General features: G+C 35.3%; 17 protein-coding genes. 7 read left to right on the top strand and 10 right to left on the bottom strand.

All coding sequences use genetic code 11. The annotated features are described in order from the left end of the window. The 5 genes from FKR84_RS08450 to rsfS form a co-directional block, all read right to left on the bottom strand. A complete protein-coding gene (locus tag FKR84_RS08450) occupies positions 1 to 651 on the bottom strand; it encodes a phosphatidylserine decarboxylase family protein (RefSeq protein WP_141421862.1) in 651 nt (216 codons plus the stop codon). Then, positions 641 to 1,444, bottom strand: coding sequence for a phosphatidate cytidylyltransferase (locus FKR84_RS08455; protein WP_141421863.1), 804 nt, complete (start codon positions 1,442 to 1,444; stop codon positions 641 to 643). Before FKR84_RS08455 ends, FKR84_RS08450 begins: the two co-directional genes overlap by 11 nt. A gap of 1 nt (position 1,445) precedes the next feature. Continuing rightward, positions 1,446 to 2,054 (bottom strand): LUD domain-containing protein, encoded by a 609-nt coding sequence (locus tag FKR84_RS08460; RefSeq protein ID WP_141421864.1) that lies wholly within the window; start codon positions 2,052 to 2,054, stop codon positions 1,446 to 1,448. 100 nt (positions 2,055 to 2,154) lie between these two features. Beyond that, entirely contained in the window at positions 2,155 to 4,185 is a 2,031-nt protein-coding gene (ftsH, locus tag FKR84_RS08465) for an ATP-dependent zinc metalloprotease FtsH (protein ID WP_141421865.1), read from the bottom strand. Between the two features lie 21 nt (positions 4,186 to 4,206). Then, on the bottom strand, positions 4,207 to 4,578 hold the full coding sequence (gene rsfS, locus FKR84_RS08470) for a ribosome silencing factor (RefSeq protein ID WP_141421866.1): 372 nt from the start codon (positions 4,576 to 4,578) through the stop codon (positions 4,207 to 4,209). 95 nt (positions 4,579 to 4,673) lie between these two features. On the opposite strand from rsfS, the gene FKR84_RS08475 reads away from it, so the two are divergent. Further along, positions 4,674 to 5,405, top strand: coding sequence for a biotin--[acetyl-CoA-carboxylase] ligase (locus tag FKR84_RS08475; protein ID WP_141421867.1), 732 nt, complete (start codon positions 4,674 to 4,676; stop codon positions 5,403 to 5,405). Here the strand turns inward: FKR84_RS08475 and FKR84_RS08480 are convergent. Then, a complete protein-coding gene (locus FKR84_RS08480; protein WP_141421868.1) occupies positions 5,402 to 5,794 on the bottom strand; it encodes an SRPBCC family protein in 393 nt (130 codons plus the stop codon). The genes FKR84_RS08475 and FKR84_RS08480 overlap by 4 nt on opposite strands. A gap of 12 nt (positions 5,795 to 5,806) precedes the next feature. Continuing rightward, positions 5,807 to 6,445 carry an orotate phosphoribosyltransferase gene (gene pyrE / locus FKR84_RS08485; protein WP_141421869.1) on the bottom strand — a complete coding sequence of 213 codons (639 nt, stop codon included), beginning with the start codon at positions 6,443 to 6,445 and terminating at the stop codon, positions 5,807 to 5,809. 8 nt (positions 6,446 to 6,453) lie between these two features. Between pyrE and FKR84_RS08490 the strand changes: the two genes are divergently transcribed. Then, positions 6,454 to 7,050: an NUDIX hydrolase gene (locus tag FKR84_RS08490; RefSeq protein ID WP_141421870.1), complete on the top strand. Its 597-nt coding sequence runs from the start codon at positions 6,454 to 6,456 to the stop codon at positions 7,048 to 7,050. Positions 7,051 to 7,199: 149 nt separating this feature from the next. Here FKR84_RS08490 and FKR84_RS08495 read toward each other — a convergent pair whose 3' ends face one another. Then, the gene (locus FKR84_RS08495) at positions 7,200 to 8,951 is read right to left on the bottom strand and encodes a M14 family metallopeptidase (RefSeq protein ID WP_141421871.1); all 1,752 of its coding nucleotides are present in this window, start codon (positions 8,949 to 8,951) and stop codon (positions 7,200 to 7,202) included. A 112-nt stretch (positions 8,952 to 9,063) separates the two neighbouring features. Here FKR84_RS08495 and FKR84_RS08500 point away from each other — a divergent pair, with 112 nt between their 5' ends. The 3 genes from FKR84_RS08500 (at position 9,064) to FKR84_RS08510 (ending at position 13,494) form a co-directional block, all read left to right on the top strand. Next, a complete protein-coding gene (locus FKR84_RS08500) occupies positions 9,064 to 9,954 on the top strand; it encodes a T9SS type A sorting domain-containing protein (protein WP_141421872.1) in 891 nt (296 codons plus the stop codon). 141 nt (positions 9,955 to 10,095) lie between these two features. After that, positions 10,096 to 11,406, top strand: coding sequence for a PQQ-dependent sugar dehydrogenase (locus tag FKR84_RS08505; RefSeq protein ID WP_141421873.1), 1,311 nt, complete (start codon positions 10,096 to 10,098; stop codon positions 11,404 to 11,406). A 9-nt stretch (positions 11,407 to 11,415) separates the two neighbouring features. Continuing rightward, positions 11,416 to 13,494, top strand: coding sequence for a TonB-dependent receptor family protein (locus FKR84_RS08510; RefSeq protein ID WP_141421874.1), 2,079 nt, complete (start codon positions 11,416 to 11,418; stop codon positions 13,492 to 13,494). 2 nt (positions 13,495 to 13,496) lie between these two features. Here the strand turns inward: FKR84_RS08510 and coaD are convergent, their stop codons facing one another. Then, positions 13,497 to 13,955, bottom strand: coding sequence for a pantetheine-phosphate adenylyltransferase (coaD, locus tag FKR84_RS08515; protein WP_141421875.1), 459 nt, complete (start codon positions 13,953 to 13,955; stop codon positions 13,497 to 13,499). A 37-nt stretch (positions 13,956 to 13,992) separates the two neighbouring features. Next, positions 13,993 to 14,967: a D-alanine--D-alanine ligase gene (locus tag FKR84_RS08520; RefSeq protein ID WP_141421876.1), complete on the bottom strand. Its 975-nt coding sequence runs from the start codon at positions 14,965 to 14,967 to the stop codon at positions 13,993 to 13,995. A gap of 104 nt (positions 14,968 to 15,071) precedes the next feature. On the opposite strand from FKR84_RS08520, the gene FKR84_RS08525 reads away from it, so the two are divergent. Next, positions 15,072 to 15,641, top strand: coding sequence for a PASTA domain-containing protein (locus FKR84_RS08525; RefSeq protein ID WP_141421877.1), 570 nt, complete (start codon positions 15,072 to 15,074; stop codon positions 15,639 to 15,641). Positions 15,642 to 15,646: 5 nt separating this feature from the next. Beyond that, positions 15,647 to 16,693: an RluA family pseudouridine synthase gene (locus FKR84_RS08530; RefSeq protein ID WP_141421878.1), complete on the top strand. Its 1,047-nt coding sequence runs from the start codon at positions 15,647 to 15,649 to the stop codon at positions 16,691 to 16,693. Positions 16,694 to 16,860 lie beyond the last annotated feature (167 nt).

The raw sequence follows: 16,860 nt of genomic DNA on the forward strand, positions 1-16,860 counted from the left end.
TTAAACTTTGGCCAATATGCTAAGGCCTCCCTTAACCTTTTGATTAAGTTTTACATCTACTTTGGTTCCTATAGGAAGTAAAACATCTACACGAGAACCAAATTTAATAAAGCCGCTATCGCTACCTTGTACTACTTCTTGTCCTTCTTCGGCATAGTTTACGATACGTTTTGCCATTGCACCGGCAATTTGACGGTATAAAATTTTACCGGCAATTTTATTATCTACCACCACAGTGGTGCGTTCGTTTTCTTCTGAAGATTTTGGATGCCAAGCTACCAAATATTTACCGGGATGGTATTTACTGTATGCAACTTTTCCGCTCACTGGATGCCGGGTAACGTGCACGTTTATAGGCGACATAAAAATAGAAACCTGCAGGCGTTTATCTTTAAAATATTCTTTTTCAAAAACTTCTTCGATAACCACTACTTTGCCGTCTACCGGTGCCACAACTTGATTGTCGTTTGTAACAACAGCTCGTTTAGGATTACGAAAAAATTGCAAAACGAGAATAGCTAAAATAATACTCACAGCAAGAATTGCTTGCTGTATCCAAAGCGTATCTATAAAATAATAAGATAGCAGGTTAATAACCACAAATAACAAGATGGTTATACCAATAATTTTATGGCCTTCTTTATGAAACATATTGTATAATTAATAAATACCCGTATACAAAAGTACTTGTAAATAAAATACTATCCAACCGGTCTAGCAAACCGCCGTGTCCCGGCATTAGTGTCCCGCTGTCTTTTACTTGTGCTTGCCGTTTTAATTTAGATTGTATCAAATCTCCGTAAGTGCCAAAAACACTAACTAGCAAGCCTATTCCTAACCAAATAAGATAGGTGAAATCTTTGGTGATATAATGTGCTAATAAACTTAGAAGCAAACTAAAAATTAAACCACCCATAAAGCCTTCTATGGTTTTTTTTGGTGAGATACGTTCAAAAAGCTTTCGTTTACCAAAATTTTTACCTATAAGATATGCAAAGGTATCATTAGTCCACATTAAAGCAAAGATACTCAATAAAACTTCGGGATGGTAATCTTGGTTATAATATGGTATTAAGGTAATAAATATAACCGATGCGATGAGATAAAATATAATTAAAATATATTTTTTGCCTTCAAAAAGCGGAATTTTATTAAAGGTCATCAAATCTTTAATGAGTAAGATTTTTACTAAGAAAGTAACTATCCATAACAACCATTGCGCATAAACATTCCATTTAAAAACGCTAAAGGCCAAAAAGAAAACCACTAACAGAACGTAAGATAAATAGCTCTCAAGCTTTAAAAGCCGCTGTAACTCGTGTATGCAGATTAAACCGAATATAAATATTAATCCTAAAAAAACATATTCGTTTAAAAAGATAGATAGTATCAATAAAAAGGCATAGAGCGCTCCGGATAATCCACGGGTTACAACTTCTTTCATATTATAAATCTTCCAAGAGCAGCAAATATAAGTTTTTTGATGTACTTCCGTAACTCATAAAGTCACCTTCTTGTTTATCTTTAAAAGTTTTTATGGTGGTAATATTAGAAGGAATTTTATTTTTATGGTGGTATTTTATACCACGCAGACCTTCGCCAATGGTGTCAATAAGCTGACTGGTAGAGGCAAAGACTACAAAGTTAGAAGGCAATTCGTGCAATTTGGTTTCTTTAATTTGATTAGAAGAAACCAATAATGCGCCGGTTTTGGCAATTAAATATTCGCAAGTGGTTAAAAAAATATCGGCTTTTGGACTTTTGGAATAGTTTACTTTAAAGTTTTTAAAAGTGGTTTGCAAATCTGGGTTAAAACAACATATCTCTTTTTCATTCCAATTATTTTCATCTAATATTTGCTGAAAAGTAGTTAAGACTTCTTCTAGGTTTTCGCAGTATAGAAATTTACCCCCATTTTCCTTAAAGTTTACCATAAAATTCTCATCGGTAGGAATTTCAGGTTCTGGCATAAATTTACCCCGCTCTTCTTCATTAGGTTTTTTTTCTTTACCTAATTTATCTTTGTACTGAAAGAATTTCTTAAATAAGTTCATAGAAACTTGGGGTAATTGTGTCTATTTACAATTCTATCAAATATAAAAAAACTTGATTTAACAACGTGCTAAATCAAGCTTTTTTAAGGGTTTGTTTGTATTAATTGTCAGATGTACTCTCCGGATTCTTGTTTTCGTCTGAACTTTCTACATTTTGCGAATAAGTTTCTTGTCGTTTTTCTTCCTTAAGCTTTACTTGATCTGCTTCTGGTTTTGCAAATGGTCTATCGCCAAAAATACGTTGCAAATCGTCTTTAAAAATCACTTCTTTTTCTAATAAGATTTCGGCTAATTGCGTTAATTTATCCTTATGTTTAGAAAGCAGGGCAATTGCTCGCTGGTATTGCGATTCTATAATGTTAGAAATCTCTTTATCTATTAACTCAGAGGTCTTTTCGCTATAAGGTTTTGTAAAATTGTAATCGCCTTGTCCCGAAGAATCATAGTAGGTTAAGTTACCCAATTTTTCATTAAGACCATAAATAGTAACCATAGCTTTGGCTTGTTTGGTCACTTTTTCCAAATCGCTTAAAGCGCCGGTAGAAATCTTATCAAAAATAACTTTCTCTGCAGCTCTTCCGCCCATAGCGGCACACATTTCGTCAAGCATTTGCTCTGTACGAACAATTAGTCGTTCTTCTGGCAAATACCAAGCAGCACCTAAAGATTGTCCTCTTGGTACAATGGTAACTTTTACCAAAGGAGCGGCGTGTTCTAGCATCCAGCTTACGGTAGCGTGACCTGCTTCGTGAAACGCTATGGTTTTCTTTTCTTCTTTGGTTATTATTTTGTTTTTCTTCTCTAAACCGCCAACAATTCTGTCTACAGCATCTAAGAAATCTTGTTTGCCAACGTGGGTATTGCCTTTTCTGGCTGCAATTAAAGCGGCTTCGTTACAAACATTAGCAATATCTGCACCCGAGAATCCCGGGGTTTGTTTTGCTAAAAAGTCTGTATCTAAACTTCCTTCTTCTACTTTAAGCGGACGTAAATGCACTTCAAAAATTTCTTTTCTTTCGCGCACATCCGGCAAGTCTACATAAATTTGTCGGTCAAAACGTCCGGCACGCATTAGCGCTTTATCTAAAACATCTGCTCGGTTGGTTGCTGCCAATACAATAACATTGGTATTAGTGCCAAAACCGTCCATTTCTGTAAGCAATTGGTTTAAGGTGTTTTCGCGCTCATCGTTAGAGCCGCCAAAATTACCTTTTCCACGAGATCTACCAATAGCATCAATTTCATCTATAAAAATAATAGCGGGAGATTTTTCTTTAGCTTGTTTAAACAAATCTCTAACACGAGAAGCACCAACCCCTACAAACATTTCTACAAAATCTGAACCCGAAAGCGAGAAAAATGGCACTTTAGCTTCTCCTGCCATTGCTTTGGCTAATAGGGTTTTACCGGTTCCCGGAGGGCCAACCAATAAAGCGCCTTTAGGAATTTTACCACCAAGGCTTGTATATTTGTCCGGTTGCTTTAAAAAATCTACAATTTCTTGTACTTCTTCTTTGGCGCCTTCTAAACCAGCAACGTCTTTAAAAGAAGTTTTTACATCTGTATTTTGGTCAAAAAGTTTAGCTTTAGATTTACCAATGTTAAAAATCTGTCCACCTGCGCCGCCTCCTGAGCCACCGCTCATTCTACGCATAATAAATATCCAAATACCTATTATAAGCACAAACGGAATAAGGGTGATTAAAATATCTCCCCAAACGTTGCTATGGGTTTCGTAGGTACGAATCGTGTTTAAATTATTTTCGGCTTTTATTTGGTCAAAACTGTTTTCAAAATTCTGTAAATCACCTAATTCAAAAGAATAATCGGGAGAATTGGAGCCGGGCAAAAAATCTTCGCCCTCTGCTTGTTTATGAATATCTTTTTGTTGGGCTTCTTCGGTAAGGTAAACATTGGCGGTTTGTTTATTAATAACAACCACTTTTTTTACATCGCCATTTCTTAGAAATTGCTGAAATTCTGCTAAGTTGGTTTTGGCAGGTTCGTTAAAACCGCTTCCCCCAAAAAACTGAAGTCCTAAAAATATTAATATAATACCCGCATAAATCCAATACGAATTGAATTTAGGTCGTTTGTTTTCCGGTTTTTTATTTTTTTGCTCTTTGGCCATTTCTTGCTTGTACTAAATAATTTAATAATTGGTTTCTATAGTGGTAACCTGTGCATCTCCCCACAAGCCCTCTATATCATAAAACTCTCTAATGTGTTTTTGGAAAACGTGTACTACCACATTTACGTAATCTATCAAGACCCATTCGGCGTTTTCTTCTCCTTCTACATGCCAAGGTTTGTCTTTTAAAGTTTTGCTAACGTTTTTTTGAACCGTACTAACAATGGCGTTTACTTGTGTATTGGAGGTACCACTGCAGATTACAAAATAATCACAAACCGTGTTTTCTATATCCCGTAAATCTAAAATTTTAATCTCCTGCCCCTTTACGTCTTCAATCGCTTTTATGATTTGCGTTATAAGTTGGTCTGCGTTATTAATCTTGTTTGTCATTAAAATAAAAAATTTTGTGCAAAGTTATTATTTTTTAGTGTTTTTTGCAGTTATAAAGATAACATTCTTTAAAGTCGTTTTTAAACTATATTAGCATGCGTAGTATCAAAGTCCTTGCCACCAATTCTACCAACGTTTTTTTGCGAGAGAAATTACAAGAAAATCCCTTTACGGAAAATTGTTGTGTTCAGGCTATAACACAAACCCGGGGCAAAGGACAACGCGGTGCTGGCTGGGAAGCAGAGCCAGGTAAAAACCTTACTTTTAGTGTTTTGCTTACGCAATTAGACATTCCAGTAGAAGAGCAGTTTAAAATTAGTGCTATTACAGCAATGGCGGTTTTGAAAGTTTTAAAGAAATTAAATATTGCTAATTTGCAATTAAAATGGCCAAACGACATATTGGCAGATAAAAAAAAGATAGCCGGAATTTTAATTGAAAACAGGTTAGAAGGTAAAAATATCAAAAATGCTATTATAGGAATTGGTTTAAATGTAAACCAAGAAAATTTTATTTGGGCGCCCAGAGCAACTTCCGTAAAGCTATTAAAAAAGTCAAATTACAACTGTGATGTGCTGTTACAAAAATTGGTTGAGCAACTGGAAAAAGATATATACAAATTAAAAAACCAGCCTATAGAAGAAATTCTTGCCGCCTACAAAAAGCATTTATTTAAATTTGACACGCCTTGCACTTTTGAAACCAATCGGGGAGAACAAAAAACCGGGATCATAAAAAACGTCTCCAAACAAGGAAAATTAAGTATCTTGTTTGAAGACGGTATTTTGCAAGAATTTGCGCTAAAAGAAGTTAAAATGCTTTATTAGAGCTTGCCTAGATTATCGCTAAGTGCGTTTATAAATTTTTGTAGGGGAGATTTAACCATCATAGCCATCATGCTGTTAAACTCACCTTCAAAAATAAGTTGTACCTCGCTTTTTTGCTCTTCTAAAGCTTCTATTTCTGCTTTTAAAGTAAAATCTAATTTACTGCTCAAAGCTCCTAAAACTACTTTATGGTCAGGAAATTTTTCTTGAATTTTTAGTTTTATTTCTGGCATGCCTTTTAACTGAAACGCAAATTTATCTTCTTCTAAGATTTCAAATTTCACGATGCTTTCCGGCATTATTTTTTCGTAATTTTCTACATGGGTCAAAAATTCAAATACTTCTTTCTGACTTTTATTAACGGTGTTTTTGTTGCTTTCTAAATGCATTATATTTTATTTTTAAGACCAGTTTTCTGGGTTTAAACGCCACGCACGTAGCGCATTACTCTCTTCTTTATTTAAATAATTTGTACGGTAAGCTTGATCTATCAGATGCTCATAATCGCTTAAAACGTGTACTTCTAAATGTTCTTTTTCAAAATTTTGCTTGGCAGTTTCAAAGCCATAAGAAAAAATAGCCATCATTCCTTTTACATTTGCGCCGGCTTCTTTTAAAGCTTTTACAGCATTCATACTGCTTTTGCCGGTACTTATTAAATCTTCTATAACCACTACATTTTGTCCGGTTTCTAACTTGCCTTCTATCTGGTTTTTTCTGCCGTGTTTTTTGGGTTCTGGTCGCACATAAATAAAAGGAGCTCCAAGATATTCTGCCACCAACATACCAATACCAATTGCCCCGGTGGCTACCCCGGCAACAACATCTGGTTTTACATAAGTTTGTTCTATTTGCTTGGCAATATTCTCGCGAATATAATTACGTATGGCCGGGTAAGATAAAATTACACGATTATCGCAATAAATTGGAGACTTCCAACCGCTTGCCCAAGTAAAAGGTTCTTGCGCATTTAATTTAATTGCTTTAATTTGCAACAGTAATTCTGCTGTTTTAGATGCAGTTTCTTTATTTAAAATCATAGCCACAAATGTATAAAGTTTTTGTTAATGACGTACCAATTATTCTTTCTACGGAAAAAAATATGGGAGACGAATATAAATCTTTTCCTATAAAAGAAGTAAAGATAAAACGTCTAATTAAAAAAGTGGCCAAAGGAGAGCTTTTAAAAGTTAATCTGTACCATAAAAAAGAGGAAAAGCTTCTTAAGCACCTTAAAAAGAAACTAAAAACCATAGTTGCAGGTGGCGGATTGGTGAAAAACCAAAATGATGAAATCTTATTTATTTACCGTAATAAACGTTGGGATTTACCAAAAGGCAAGGCAGAAAAAAACGAAAGTATAGAAGAAACCGCTTTGCGCGAAGTAGAAGAAGAGACCGGCGTACAAGGTTTAGAAATAACTAATTTTCTACAAAAAACTTATCATATTTTAAAACGCAACGGAAAATACAAGCTAAAGGAGACCTTTTGGTTTTCAATGAAAACCGACTTTACCGGAGAATTATTGCCGCAAGAGGACGAAGGCATTACCAAAGTAAAGTGGAAAAACTCGGAAAAAACGCAGAAAGCACTGCAAAAATCCTATGCAAATATAAGAATGCTATTTCCTGTAGTTAGTGAGTAGAGGAGTTTGTGAGTTTTTGAGTTTGTGAGGAAAAAAATAGAATTTTACCATCGTTAGCACTCGTTGCAAACGAACTATGGTAATTTTTTTATCTCTTTTGCTTTTTTCCTTTTTTACCTGGTTAACTCTTTCACTTTTTTATCTCTTTTTCACCTCTCCAACAACCTATAAACAGGATAGCGTAAATGTGCTTTCTCGTAGTGTTTAGATTGTTTGTGCAGCCAAGCCAATTGCGCGTACCAATTATTTTCAAAATCGGAGTTTTCTTTTTTCTTTTTCTCAAATTGCTTTTTTAAAGCTTTATTTTCTTTTAATAGCTGTTTGGCAGTATCTTCAAAAACATAGGGCGAAAAATGCTCTTTTTGCTGCAAAACACTATCAAAAAAATTCCAATTAAAAAAAGAATCGGGGGTTTGTGGTTCTAAAACAGTCAAAATATATTGCATTCCCGGTTGGGCTGTACTTATTTTGAAATCGCCTTCAGTAAACATCATTTGCTTTTTACGTTTTTCTACTTGGGTATCGTAATGCAAATAATGGCCTTCATAAGCGTTTTTCCTGGTTTTAAAATCGCTAATGCGGTATTGTTCTACTTGTATTACAGTATCTTTTTCTAAAGCAGTCATTTTTATGCCATTGGCTTTTAATCTATTAACAACTTCCCACCAAGCTTGCGGTAGTATATAATAATCGGGTATTTTTACAGAATCTTGCGCTTTATAAGTATTATAATAGTTTATATACTTTTCGGAAGTTTCTCCTCTGTTGTATCGTAAGCGATTTGCTTCGGTAACTGTACTTTTGATGGTATCTGCTTGATAAGCTTTAAATGCTATTTCCTCATGTTGGGTGCTGTCTACTTTATAATTGTATTTATAATATCCACTTTTTAAAAGAGCTTGTCGGTCTTTGTTCTTTGCTTTACGGAAATGCTTCTGACTTTGATGCACTATCGGAATTAATTCTTCCATAAAGGCATAAGTAGCTTCTACCCGTTGCGCATAGGGTTTTAGCATATGTGTTTCTAACATCATTCCCGGGGTTTGAAACAAAGCCGTATAACCAGTAGAATAACGCGGAAAATCCATAAATTGCGCAAAACCAACTTCTGGTGGCTTGTTAAAAACGTTTACATACGGTATTATTTCCCAATTTTGTTGTTGTAAACTGTCTTCTAATTGCGGCCGAACTTTATTTTCTAAAACAGCACCCAGATTTTCCCCCAATTTATTGTGTTGGGTAAAAAGATGGGTTAGGGTGTACGGATAGTCGGCGCCATTGCTTACGTGGTTATCCAAAAAATAGTCTGGTTGTAGCTTATGAAATATCTCATAAAAAGCAAAGGTGTTTTTGGTGTCTGCTTTTATAAAGTCGCGGTTAAGGTCAAAGTTACGTGCATTTCCCCTAAATCCATATTCTTTTGGTCCGTTCTGGTTGGTGCGAGAAAAACTGTTACGGTTTAAAGCGCCGCCAATATTATAAACCGGAATGCTTGCCAGAATTACATTTTCAGGTAGTTGTATAGAATCTTGCGCTAAATCTCTAAAAAGTAACATACTGGCATCTATGCCATCACTTTCACCGGGATGAATACCGTTATTTATAAGAATCAGCGTTTTGTTGGCATCTCTTTTTTCTACGTCAAAATCTTCTTTCTTATTATATATTACCAAATGCAAAGGTTTACCACTATCTGTTTTTCCGTATTCTTGCAAGTGTATGCTGCCAAAAGCATCTTCTAAATCATTATAAAATTGTATTACTTCTGCATAAGTAGCCGTTTCTTTTCCTTTGGTTTTTTCATAACGGGTTTCAAAATCATAATCTTTTACTAGACGATATTTAGAAAAATCGCAAGCGCTTAACACCAGAAATGCCAATAGTACAGATAGTTTTCTCATAGTTTGCTAAATTAATGTACCTAACGATAAAAATAAAAAGATTTCTGTTTTAAAATAGGAATAATTTTAGTATGTTTGAAATTATCAATTAAACAAATTAAACTTTAACCTTATGAAAAAAATTACTTTATTGGCATTTGCATTTTTGGCAAGTGTGGCTTTACAAGCACAAGATGTGTTAACACATTCAACAGATAATTCGTATATGGATTATGGTTCTGTAGCATGTGCTGCTGATCCTGATGATACTAGCGGAACTGGTGATGAGAGTTCAAGTGATAATGTTTATTACAGAGCTTATACACCATCCAACTTTGGATATTCAGGAGATTTTCGTGTTTTAGGATCGCAATTTTTTATTTCCTTTGTAGATGGTGGTGGCACCAATCCAACGCATACGGTAACGGTTAATTTTAGTTTATCAACAGGTAGCTTTCCTGCGGGAAGTTTAGTTCCATTAGCTTCCAAAACTGTAGATCTTACTGTAGCTGATCATAATACATTGGTAGAAGTATTGTTAGATAATCCTTTAGATTTAAACGCTACAGACGAAATTGTAGTTTCTCTTGATATTCCGGATGCACCAGACGCTCCAAATAATTATGATATTAGAATTGGTATAAATGAGGCAGGAGAAGATGCACCTAGTTATTTATCTTCAGAAGCTTGTGGTATTACAACTCCATCTACAACTGCTAGCATTGGCTTTCCAGACAACGCTATCTTATTAGACCTAATTGGTACAGATAACTTAGCAGTAGATAGCGAAGAGTTAGAAAATAACATCTCTTTATATCCTAACCCGGTAAACGAAAGACTTAATGTAGAAGTTTCTAATTCTATACAAGTTACTTCTGCTACTATGTTTGACGTTTTAGGAAAATCTAATCCTGTACAATTAAACAATGGTGTAATTAATACTTCTAGCTTAGCTGCAGGGGTTTATATCTTACAATTAGAAACAAACCAAGGTACATTGACTAAAAAGATTGTTAAGAAGTAATTTCAAAAACTTCTTTAAAAATTATAAAAGCTGCCTCTTAATTAGAGGCAGCTTTTTTTATTGTTAGACTTTTGTTAAGCTTTAATAAAGAGTTTATTCCCTTTACGGAAAATGTCTTATTTTAAACTAAATTTTAATAGTATGAAAACTTTTCTACAACTTACCTTTTTTAGTATAGCTTCTTTACTCTTCTTTTCCTGTAAAGAAAAAGTCAATAAAAATCAATCGCAAGCCGCGGTTACAGAGCAAAAAGCAACAAAAGAAACCAAGCAAGATTCCGGATTTACTACAGTAGAAACAGCCATTGGTGAGTTGCGTTTGCCCCCGCCTTACCATACCCAACCCAGTACAAAAATAAGTCAGATTGTAAATTGGGAAGAAAACGAAAAACCAAAAGCTCCGACTGGTTTTACCGTAATGCGTTTTGCAGATAATTTAAAACATCCCAGAAGAACTTATGTATCCGAAAACGGCGATTATTTTGTAGCCGAAAGCGATGATGCAAAAAACAGTGCCAACCAAATCAGGTTGTTGCGCGATACCAATGCAGATGGGATGCCGGATGAAAATCACGTCTTTTTAGAAAATTTAAATCAGCCCTACGGCATGCTAATTTTAGACGATTATTTTTATGTTGCCAATGTAGATGCCGTAGTAAGGTTTCCTTATAAAGAAGGACAAACTAAAATTACCGCCAAACCCGAAAAGATTTTAGACTTGCCTTCCGGCGGATATAACCATCACTGGACGAGGAATTTAATTGCAAACCAAGACCAAACAAAAATTTATGTAAGCGTTGGGTCTTCCAGCAACGTTGGCGAACACGGAATGGACAAAGAAAAACGCCGCGCCAATATCTTAGAAATTAATCCCGATGGTAGTGGCGAAAAAATATACGCTGCCGGACTTCGCAATCCGGTGGGAATGGATTGGAATCCGGTTACCGGAGAATTATGGACCGCCGTAAACGAGCGAGATGCTTTAGGCGATAAATTAGTGCCAGATTATGCCACTAGCGTCAAAGAAGGTGCTTGGTATGGTTGGCCATATTCTTATTTTGGGCAAATTAAAGATCCGCGTTGGAAAGACAAACCGCATTTAGATAAGGTAGAAAAAGCCATAATTCCGGATGTTTCCTTAGGATCACATACCGCGTCTTTGGGTTTTCAATTTTATACTGCAGAGCAATTTGCGCAAAAGTATAAAAACGGTGCCTTTGTTGGTCAACATGGTTCTTGGAACCGTTCTAATTTTGCTGGTTATAAAGTAGTTTTTATTCCGTTTACAAACGGAAAACCACAAAAACCAGAAGATTTTCTTACCGGCTTTATTAAAGATAAAGAAGAATCTTTGGTGCACGGTCGGCCGGTTGGCGTAGCCCAAGCCACAGATGGCTCTCTTTTGGTAAACGACGACGATGCCGGTATTATTTGGCGAGTTACAAAAAAATAATTGGCAAATATGCTAAATAAGTTTTTGGCTGCACTTTCTTTATGTGTTTTGATTACCGCAAAATTTCATGCACAAGAAAGAGATAAAGTGGCAGACAGTACGGTTTTAGAAACTATACTTTTAAAAAGTTCTGCGCTAGAAAATACGGCTTTGCAAACTCCGGCGGCAGTAAACGTAATAGAAGAAACAAGTTTAAAAAGCGGCAATACCCAACTTCTAACCGAAAAATTTAATACTTATCCCGGTATTTTTGTGCAAACTGGCGCTTTAAACACTAGTAAAATTAGTATTCGTGGTATAGGTTCTCGCGCGCAATACGGCACTAATCGTATAAAAGTTTATTTTAACGAAATTCCAATTACAACGGCAGATGGCCAAAGTGTTTTAAACGATTTTGACTTGAATGCTATACAAAAAGTAGAAATTGTAAAAGGCCCCAACGCCAGTTTATATGGCGCAGGTCTTGGCGGGTTGGTGCAATTGCAATCTAAAATTCCTACAGCTAACTTTACGGAAGTAAAAACAGCAATTGGTAGTTTTGGAATGCGTAAAAACATTGTGCAAGCTGGCTTTACGGAAGAGAATAAAAACGGAATTATAGCTTATACTAACTTGGATAACGACGGCTTTAGAGAAAATTCAGAATACAACCGAAGCAGTTTTTTTGCTAATTTAAATGTGCTGACTAAAAACAAAAATAAACTTTCTTTTGTAGGAAACTTTACGCATTTAAAAGCATTTATACCAAGCTCTCTTTCCAGAGCTGCTTTAGAAGAAAACCCAAAACAAGCTGCTTATACCTGGAAAAAAGCAAAAGGATATGAAGCTTACGACAGATTTTTAATGGGCGTTTCCTATACGCATCATTTTTCAGAAAAAATTAAAAATACAAGCAGCATTTTTACCAATTGGCGCGATGCTTACGAGCCGAGACCTTTTGATATTTTAAAGGAAAAACGCTGGGGTCTTGGCGCAAGAACCCGGTTTAATTATAAAGATAGTTTTGCCAGGCTTCCTACCAAAATAAGTTTGGGCGCAGAAGCTTTATATGAGGATTACGACCAGGAAAACTTTGAGAATTTGTACGAAGATTTCCCCGACGTGGGAAGCGTTCGTGGTGGCTTGATTAACAATCTTAATCAAGAAAGAGCGTATTGGAATCTTTTTGGCCAAGCAGAAATCCGCTTAAGCGAAAAGTGGAAACTTAGTGCCGGTTTAAATTTTAACAGCACCCAATACCAACTCTCCGATTTTTATAACCAAGACGAAAACAACCAAAATGGTTCGTATGCTTTTAAAAATATCTGGTCGCCCAGAGTAGCGGCAGCCTATTTTATAACACCTCAAAAAACTTTGTATACTAATATAAGCAAAGGTTTTTCTGTTCCTACATTTTCAGAATCTTTAACGCCGGAAGGCAAAATTAATACCAGTTTAAAACCCGAAATAGGATGGAATTACGAAATAGGATTTAAAGGCACGTGGTTTTCCAAACTCTACACAGAAATTAATTTATACAGTATACAAGTAAGTAATTTATTGGTAGCACAACGCGTGGCAGAAGACAGATATGTAGGCGTTAACGCCGGAAAGACAGAGCACACCGGTTTAGAATGGATTTTTAGTTACACATGGAATTTTGGTGAAAATCTAAAACTAAAACCAATATTTACGGGTAACTTTAACCATTACCGCTTTGCGGAATTTGTAAATAAAGACCAAAATTACGACGGTAATAAACTGACCGGCGTACCAAAACTAAAATGGAATTTAGGCGCCAGTTTAAGTTGGAAAAAATTAAGGTTGCACGCCAATTATCTAGCGGTTTCTAAAATTCCGGTTAACGATGCCAACAGCGTTTACACCAACGCTTATGAGGTGTTAGATCTAAAAGCAAATTATCTTTTGCCAATTTTTCAAAATTTTGAAATGCAACTTAGCGCCGGAATAGATAATTTATTAGACACTAATTATTCTTCTAGTTTTGTGTCTAACGCAGTAGGTTTTGGCAACAGCGAACCGCGGTATTTTTACCCAGGAATGCCAAGAAATTTTTATGCTGGTATAAATTTAAAATATCTTTGGTAACTTTATTCTTCTACCCGAACGGCATCTGGCACCAAACCGGTATAATCACCGTCGTTGCGGATAACATCGCGCACAATAGAAGAAGAAATATAGCTTTTGCCGCTGGAAGTAAGCAAAAATATGGTTTCTATACTGGATAATTTACGATTGGTATGAGCAATGGCTTTTTCAAACTCAAAATCTCCCGGATTGCGTAATCCGCGTAAAATAAATTTAGCTTTTTTCTGTTTACAAAAATCTACCGTTAAGCCTTTATAAGTTTCTATTTTTACTTTTGGCTCGTTGGCAAAGGTTTTCTCTAAAAAAGCTTTACGTTGTTCTAAAGAGAACATATATTTTTTATCTGCATTTACGCCAATTGCCAAGATAACTTCGTCAAACAAAGTTAAGCCGCGTTTAATAATATCGTAATGTCCTAAAGTTATGGGATCAAAAGATCCGGGAAAAACAGCCCTTTTCATAGTTAATTGTTTTTGGGGAAAGCTACGTTTTTTTGTACTAATTATCAACCGCTTCTATCAAATTACTAAAAAGTTCTTTTAAACTTATTCCTGCTGCTTTGGCTTGTTGCGGTAAAATACTGGCTTCACTTAATCCCGGGGTAGTGTTAATTTCTATAAAGTGCGGCTCGTTATTATGAAAAATAAATTCGGCTCGCGTTAGGCCTTTTAATTTTAAAATTTTAAAAATACGTTTTGCTTGTTCTTGCACTTTTTTTCTGTCGGTTTCGCTAATGTTTGCCGGGGTTATTTCTTGCGATTTTCCCAAGTATTTTGCTTCGTAATCAAAAAACTCGTTTTCCGGAATTATTTCCGTAACCGGTAAAGCCTTTATTTCTCCTTGATAATTTATAACTCCCACAGAAACTTCTACGCCATCTAAAAAAGATTCTATAATAACTTCTTCATCTTCTTTAAAAGAAAACTCGATAGCGGTTTTTAAATCTTCTTCTTTTTTTACTTTGGAAATACCAAAGCTACTGCCAGCCTTATTGGCTTTTACAAAACAAGGTAAACCAACACGTTCTACAATTTCTTTTGTATTTATAGCATCTCCCTTATTTAAAAAATAGTTGGTAGCTGTTTTTATACCAAAAGCTTTTAAAATACTTATGCAATCGCGTTTATTAAAAGTTAAGGCAGCTTGGTAATAATTAGATGCCGTTTGCGGAATGCCCAAAATTTCTAAATAAGCCTGAAACAAACCATCTTCTCCCGGCGTCCCGTGAATTATATTAAAAACTGCATCAAACTGAATGTTTAACTTATTAATTTCAGTAGAAAAATTGGCTTTATTAATTGGGTGTTTTACTTCTTGCTCGTCTAAAACATACCAAGCATCTTCCGTAATAAAAGCACGATACACCTCATATTTCTCTTTGTCTATATGCTGGTAAACTAAGTTTCCGCTATTTACAGAAATTTCATATTCACTGGAATAGCCGCCCATGGCGATGGCAATTTTCTTTTTCATAAGCTAATATTTTCTATAAACTTTCGTTTTACTGTAGAGAGCAAAATATTTTCCGCAAAAATACGTGTGTTTTTATATCTTTGCGCAATAATCGAAAAGAATAAATGGGTTTTTTTAAATTTTTGTTCAGTAAAGCTTTTTTAATGCAGCTGCTAATAGCTGTAATTTTACTTATAAGCTTGGCTTTTGCTACTTTGTATTGGTTGGATTATACCACCAATCACGACCAACGCCTTAAAGTACCAGATTTATCTAAACTGTCTTTAGATGTTGTAGATAAGAAATTGGACGAAATGAATTTACGCAGAGAGATTTTAGACAGCGCGAATTACAATCCTAATTATCCTAAATATTCGGTTATTGAGCAAACGCCAAAGGCCGGTAAATACGTTAAGGAAAACAGGAAGATTTATTTAAACCTGAACCCTTCCGGTTACCGGAAAATAGAAATCCCGAACCTTTTACGGAATACAAAGCGCCAAGCAATACCTACTTTAAAATCTTTAGGTTTTGAAATTGGCGATATTACTTACCGTCCGGATATTGCAAAAGATGCTGTTTTAGAACTTCGGTATAAAGGCAAAAAAATAGAACCCGGTGATAAATTGATGAAAACTGCCGTAATAGATTTGGTTTTAGGCAATGGCCAGCGTAACTACAATAGTGTAGAATAAAATATATGCAAGAAAAAGAAGAGCAATCTCAGGATAACAATAACGACGACCTTTACGAACATTATAGTTTTGTTGCCGCAAAAGGGCAGGAGCCGCTGCGTGTAGATAAATTTTTAATGAATTTTATTGAAAATGCTACCCGTAATAAAGTGCAACAAGCAGCAAAAAACGGAAACGTTTATGTAAACGATAAGACCGTAAAACCTAATTATAAGGTAAAAGCAGGAGATGAGGTAAAGGTTTTGTTAGAGCATCCGCCACACGAATATTTATTAACGCCAGAAGATATTCCGTTAGATATTGTGTATGAAGATGAGGTTTTGTTGTTGGTAAATAAACCGGCAGGAATGGTGGTGCATCCCGGCCACGGAAATTATTCCGGCACTTTGATAAATGCCTTAATTTATCATTTTGAAAATTTGCCGCAAAACAGCAGCGAAAGACCGGGTTTGGTACATCGTATAGATAAAGATACCAGCGGGTTGCTGGTAGTAGCAAAAACCGAGCAGGCTATGACGCATTTGGCGAGTCAGTTTTTTCATAAAACCAGCGAACGCAAATATATTGCTTTAGTTTGGGGAAATGTAGAAGATGACAAAGGCCGTATTGAAGGTAATATTGGCAGACATCCTAAAAACCGTTTGCAAAATATGGTTTTTGAAGGAGAAGATGCAGAACGCGGCAAACCAGCCGTTACCAACTATAGAGTTTTAGAACGTTTTGGTTATGTAACCTTGGTAGAATGTAGTTTAGAAACCGGAAGAACGCACCAGATACGCGTGCATATGAAGCACATTGGGCACACGCTTTTTAATGACGAACGCTATGGTGGCGATAGGATTTTAAAAGGTACTTCTTTCACTAAATACAAACAATTTGTAGAGAATTGTTTTAAACTTCTACCCAGACAAGCCTTGCATGCTCAAACCTTGGGCTTTGAGCATCCGGTTACTAAAAAGCGCTTGTCTTTTTCTTCTGAAACCCCACAAGATATGCAAGACTGTTTGGAGAAATGGCGTAATTATGCTAAAAACCAAAAAGATTTTTTATAAATTATTTTGGTAAATAACTTTACGGAAAATAAAACCGCTAATTTTTTACATAGATATGTAAAAAACACTTAACATACTATATGTAAGTTTCTTACTTTAAAATTCTACCTTATACAATTTGGTAGTTATATTTTTCATCGTTATTCTATTGGTTACTTAAAAAGCTA

It is taken from the genome of Haloflavibacter putidus (assembly GCF_006546625.1).
In the GTDB taxonomy this organism is placed as follows: domain Bacteria; phylum Bacteroidota; class Bacteroidia; order Flavobacteriales; family Flavobacteriaceae; genus Mesonia; species Mesonia putida.

Excerpts from the sequence above, each read along its gene's own strand:
- FKR84_RS08450 (WP_141421862.1), bottom strand. The coding sequence starts at position 651 with ATGTTTCATAAAGAAGGCCATAAAATTATTGGTATAACCATCTTGTTA.
- FKR84_RS08495 (WP_141421871.1), bottom strand. The coding sequence starts at position 8,951 with ATGAGAAAACTATCTGTACTATTGGCATTTCTGGTGTTAAGCGCTTGC.
- FKR84_RS08460 (WP_141421864.1), bottom strand. The coding sequence starts at position 2,054 with ATGAACTTATTTAAGAAATTCTTTCAGTACAAAGATAAATTAGGTAAA.
- pyrE (WP_141421869.1), bottom strand. The coding sequence starts at position 6,445 with ATGATTTTAAATAAAGAAACTGCATCTAAAACAGCAGAATTACTGTTG.
- FKR84_RS08455 (WP_141421863.1), bottom strand. The coding sequence starts at position 1,444 with ATGAAAGAAGTTGTAACCCGTGGATTATCCGGAGCGCTCTATGCCTTT.
- FKR84_RS08520 (WP_141421876.1), bottom strand. The coding sequence starts at position 14,967 with ATGAAAAAGAAAATTGCCATCGCCATGGGCGGCTATTCCAGTGAATAT.
- FKR84_RS08480 (WP_141421868.1), bottom strand. The coding sequence starts at position 5,794 with ATGCATTTAGAAAGCAACAAAAACACCGTTAATAAAAGTCAGAAAGAA.
- coaD (WP_141421875.1), bottom strand. The coding sequence starts at position 13,955 with ATGAAAAGGGCTGTTTTTCCCGGATCTTTTGATCCCATAACTTTAGGA.
- FKR84_RS08505 (WP_141421873.1), top strand. The coding sequence starts at position 10,096 with ATGAAAACTTTTCTACAACTTACCTTTTTTAGTATAGCTTCTTTACTC.
- FKR84_RS08510 (WP_141421874.1), top strand. The coding sequence starts at position 11,416 with ATGCTAAATAAGTTTTTGGCTGCACTTTCTTTATGTGTTTTGATTACC.
- FKR84_RS08500 (WP_141421872.1), top strand. The coding sequence starts at position 9,064 with ATGAAAAAAATTACTTTATTGGCATTTGCATTTTTGGCAAGTGTGGCT.
- FKR84_RS08475 (WP_141421867.1), top strand. The coding sequence starts at position 4,674 with ATGCGTAGTATCAAAGTCCTTGCCACCAATTCTACCAACGTTTTTTTG.
- FKR84_RS08490 (WP_141421870.1), top strand. The coding sequence starts at position 6,454 with ATGTATAAAGTTTTTGTTAATGACGTACCAATTATTCTTTCTACGGAA.
- FKR84_RS08530 (WP_141421878.1), top strand. The coding sequence starts at position 15,647 with ATGCAAGAAAAAGAAGAGCAATCTCAGGATAACAATAACGACGACCTT.
- ftsH (WP_141421865.1), bottom strand. The coding sequence starts at position 4,185 with ATGGCCAAAGAGCAAAAAAATAAAAAACCGGAAAACAAACGACCTAAA.
- rsfS (WP_141421866.1), bottom strand. The coding sequence starts at position 4,578 with ATGACAAACAAGATTAATAACGCAGACCAACTTATAACGCAAATCATA.
- FKR84_RS08525 (WP_141421877.1), top strand. The coding sequence starts at position 15,072 with ATGGGTTTTTTTAAATTTTTGTTCAGTAAAGCTTTTTTAATGCAGCTG.